Here is a 3,173-nt window from a genome sequence, read left to right as displayed (position 1 = left end):
GTTCACAAACTAATGGAAGTAATGCAAAGATTGGTGGATAAAGGTAATTCTATTCTTGTTATTGAACACAACCTTGATGTGATTCGTTGCGCCGACTGGATTATTGATCTTGGGCCTGAGGGCGGCGATAAGGGCGGTGAAATTTTGGTTTGCGGTACCCCAGAAGAGGTAGCTGAACATCCCACCAGCCACACAGGGCGCTACCTCAAGCAGGTGTTGATTCAGCATCCAGCGTTGCCAGTTTCCGCCTAATTATGCTAAATTAGTGATTGTTAATTTATAGGTATAAAGATGTCTTTTCTTCGTAATTCCTTGCTGGCACTATCGTCTCCATTGATTTTACTGCAGGTTGCCCCTGTTTTTGCTGAGCCGCTAGTTATTAATAATAAGTTCACTCCTTCAAGTTCAACAATAACGAAAACTGAAGTTGTTARTGCACAAAATGCATGGTGCAACGCATTGGTTGATATCAGTAAAACAAATGACACTAAAGGCAAAGCTGCCGCCACAACTCTTGCTAAGCAAGTAATCGACTCAGCCTATGGGTACCAAATGGGCGGTGTATTATTTAAGCCAACTTTAGCWAAAGCACCTCAAACATTCCSCACCACAAGTGAYGGTGCATTGTCTTACTTTGTTGGTGGTAAWCMAGCTTTCCCAAACGACAAAGGYTTTGCACTTATGGGCTGGAAAAAGTGCACAGTAAACAATTCTGCAATTTTTATCACTGCTGATAGCGCCACATCAATGGGCAATGTTTCCTTCTTAAACAAGGATGGTAAAACTACAACAGTTGATAAAACTTGGAAGTTAGTTAAAGATCCCTCTGGAAATCTTCGCATCGTTTTTCATCACTCATCGCTCTGATTTTTTAGAAAAAATAAAATAAATTTTGGCCAGCTCTATGTTAATTTAATCATTATGTTTCAACTAACTGCAGGGATATTTTTATGAGCACACAGGTAAGGCGGTTTTTCCCAGCAGCCTTTTTAGCAACAGCTCTTCTATTGCCCAGTCCAGTGCTGGCAATAGAAGAGCTGCGTGTGTTGCTGCCRGTGCTTCAGGAAAAACTAACTGTTCAATTAAAGGAACTTGCTAGCCCTGATGCCCTSTGGGCTGGTAATAGCGATATTGCTGAATTAAACCGCGCCACCAATGGCCGATATGCCAGTTCACTACTGGAATTGCTCAATACCCCGCTACCTATTCAGGAAGATCTTGATAGTGCCATGGCCCTTCAGGGTCAGGTATTGCTGAATCGYTTRCTTGAAGTTGATAGTTCCCAACCAAATCTATTAAAATCTGAACCTGTATTAGCTGCTGTKAAGGCCGCCCAAGCTAAATACAATCAGGTAACTTTATTGAATATTTTGCAAGAAATTCCAGGTAAAAGTGTAACGGTGCGTTTGGATCGYGCCCTGCCWTAYATMAAACGTTTAAGGGATCAACAATTAGCAGCSGCAGATCTAATACCAAACTTTAACAAAGCAGCAGTGGCGCCCGCTTCTTTGCTAGCAGCTGGTAAATATCAAATTCAAACYACAACTGCGCAGCTACCTGTAGCAGGAAATTTGAACGAAACGCTTGAAGTAACAATTGTGCGTCCGTTAGCTACGCCCAGTTTGCCGCCTGTTGTTATATCCCATGGCCTCTGGGATTCCCCCAGCAGCTTCCTTGGTTGGGCCCAACATTTGGCYTCCCATGGGGCCCCTGTGTTCCTACCTCGCCATGCCGGTAGTGATCGCAATCAGCAGATTGAAATGCTGGCGGGCCATGCTTCACCGCCTGCCCCAGAGGAATTTCTGAGGCGTCCGCGGGAGGTKAAGGCAGTTCTTGATGGCTTAGAAGCCGGTGCAATCCCAGCTGCTGCTGGTATCACACCCCGCAATGTGGTGTTTATCGGCCACTCTTGGGGTGCTACTACGGCTCTGCAAYTAGCTGGTGCCCGCAGTATTTCAGCTGAGCTATGGAATGCCTGYAAAGACCCTGAACATCCAAACAGAAATCTMAGYTGGGTATTGCAATGCAGTTTCCTACCAGCTGCAAMWGCCAGCTCATTTGCTGATCCGCGCATCAGCCGAGTGGTAGCYGTTAGCCCGCCCCAGGCACTGGTATTTGCYGCAGGYTTAGCTGATTTRAARCTRCCKGTGTTGGTGGTGGCAGGCAGCAGTGATTTGGTGGTGCCGCCAAAACCAGAGGCTTTGCTTCCCTTTGGCCAATATCCAAAAAATGGCAGTGCTTTGGTATTAGCTGAACGTGGAACCCATTTTAATTTACCTGCSGGGGCWGATWCCAATGGCGGACCATTGCGGGYCCTGCTRTTGCAATGGTTATCKGCAAAACCGCTCGATGCCAATAGCGGTATTACAGATCCCACTGGCCTGCAATTGCGGCTTGCGGGGGGGCGTTMAYAATGATCTTTGCCTATGCAACCGTTGGCGATCCAGGCGCCCTTCCCTTTGGCCTTGATATGGCCAGCATGCAAAATGGTGCCCTTTTTTATCTKGGTTTATCCAGTTTGGTTTTTATTTTGATYTGGCTTATTGGTTTTAGAAAGCGTTAATTAGTTTCAATTATTAAATCCAATTGCTTTTCGGCTTTTTCTTCATTAATAAAGCCGTAGGCCTTAAAAATATCTGGATTTGGGTGGGTGATTTGTTGGCAGCCATTCACGCGTTCCACTTCAAAACCCTCAGCTGCCATACGCCGCATCAATTTGGCCGCTTCTTCAAAACGGGCTGCCATAGCCGCCAAGCTGGCGCAATCTTGGCTTAGGCCTTCTTCCTTCCAGGTGAAATAGGGCATTTACTTTACGGCCGCAGTAATAAACCCAGCGCCACTAACCCTAAGCTCACTAGCCAAAAAACAACCACCACCTTTATTTCACCCCAGCCCCCCAGTTCAAAATGGTGGTGCAAAGGTGCCATCCGAAATAAGCGACGCCCTTGGCCAGCAGCCCCCTTGGTTGCTTTAAACACCCACACCTGCAGGATCACAGATAACGATTCAGCCAGTAGCACGCCTCCCATCAAAAGCAAGGGCCACAGGCTGTTGGAGAGCAGTGCAATTGCACTCAGGGCTGCCCCCATCGCCAGTGAGCCGGTATCACCCATAAACACCCTGGCGGGATTGCGGTTATGCACTAAAAAGCCAAGCCAAGCGCCAGCTAAAGC

Annotated in this window: 5 protein-coding genes; 3 read left to right on the top strand and 2 right to left on the bottom strand. The window is 47.0% G+C overall.

Features of this window, described 5'->3' with window-relative positions:
- From C7K08_RS13185 to C7K08_RS13175, 3 genes are all read left to right on the top strand, one after another.
- Nucleotides 1–252, top strand: a 252-nt coding sequence (locus C7K08_RS13185; RefSeq protein ID WP_133165288.1) for a hypothetical protein, incomplete at its 5' end; no start/stop codon positions are given.
- 39 nt (nt 253–291) lie between these two features.
- Complete coding sequence (locus tag C7K08_RS13180; protein ID WP_106501016.1) at nt 292–867, top strand: hypothetical protein; 576 nt, start codon at nt 292–294, stop codon at nt 865–867.
- An 83-nt stretch (nt 868–950) separates the two neighbouring features.
- Complete coding sequence (locus tag C7K08_RS13175; RefSeq protein ID WP_106501015.1) at nt 951–2,417, top strand: alpha/beta fold hydrolase; 1,467 nt, start codon at nt 951–953, stop codon at nt 2,415–2,417.
- Between the two features lie 142 nt (nt 2,418–2,559).
- Here C7K08_RS13175 and C7K08_RS13165 read toward each other — a convergent pair whose 3' ends face one another.
- Together C7K08_RS13165 and C7K08_RS13160 are read right to left on the bottom strand one after the other, a co-directional pair.
- Nucleotides 2,560–2,805 carry a hypothetical protein gene (locus tag C7K08_RS13165; protein ID WP_106501013.1) on the bottom strand — a complete coding sequence of 82 codons (246 nt, stop codon included), beginning with the start codon at nt 2,803–2,805 and terminating at the stop codon, nt 2,560–2,562.
- Between the two features lie 5 nt (nt 2,806–2,810).
- Nucleotides 2,811–3,173 (bottom strand): MraY family glycosyltransferase (locus tag C7K08_RS13160; protein ID WP_479725436.1); only part of this gene is annotated, 363 nt, incomplete at its 5' end.

It is taken from the genome of Synechococcus lacustris str. Tous, assembly GCF_003011125.1.
In the GTDB taxonomy this organism is placed as follows: Bacteria; Cyanobacteriota; Cyanobacteriia; order PCC-6307; family Cyanobiaceae; genus Synechococcus_D; species Synechococcus_D lacustris.
This window is presented reverse-complemented; position numbering and strand designations above follow the sequence as displayed.